Source organism: Pseudomonas akapageensis (genome assembly GCF_011355085.1).
GTDB classification, from domain to species: domain Bacteria; phylum Pseudomonadota; class Gammaproteobacteria; order Pseudomonadales; family Pseudomonadaceae; genus Aquipseudomonas; species Aquipseudomonas akapageensis.
On sequence record NZ_VXCP01000075.1, the window covers coordinates 1 to 585 of the forward strand.

General features: G+C 63.4%; 1 protein-coding gene. It reads right to left on the reverse strand.

The window, feature by feature from the left end; translation table 11 throughout:
* The coding region (locus F2S13_RS28945) for an Ig-like domain-containing protein (protein ID WP_166367302.1) at positions 1 to 585 on the reverse strand (585 nt) is incomplete at both ends.

The window sequence follows — 585 nt, forward strand, 5'->3', positions numbered from 1 at the left end:
GGCGCCGTTCCAGTTCGCCACCGGAGTGAAGCTGTAGTCGCCATTGGCACCGAGGGTCAGTTGGCCGACGTGTTCGATGTTGGCGGTCTGGCCGGCGGTGTACTCGGTACCACCAACCGTGAACTTGGCCACGCTCAGGACGTTATCGACATCGTGGTCGTTGCTCAGCACGTTGCCGGTCGCCGTAGCGTCTTCGGCAATGGTTTGGCTGTCGGCGGTCAACACGCTTGGGTCGTCGACCGGGGTGACGTTGATAGTCAGTGTGCTGGTGGAGCCGGTGTTGGTGGTGTAGGTGACGGTCGGCACGGCGCCGTTGTAGTTCGCCACCGGGGTGAAGCTGTAGTCACCGTTGGCGCCGAGGGTCAGGGTGCCGACGTGTTCGATGTTGGCGGTCTGGCCGGCGGTGTACTCGGTACCACCAACCGTGAACTTGGCCACGCTCAGGACGTTATCGACGTCGCTGTCGTTGGTCAGCACGTTACCGGTGGCGGCATGATCCTCTTCGACAGACGTGGTGTCTGCCGAGAGCACGCTCGGGTCATCGACCGGGGTGACGCTGAGGTCCAGCGTGCTGGTGGAGCCGGT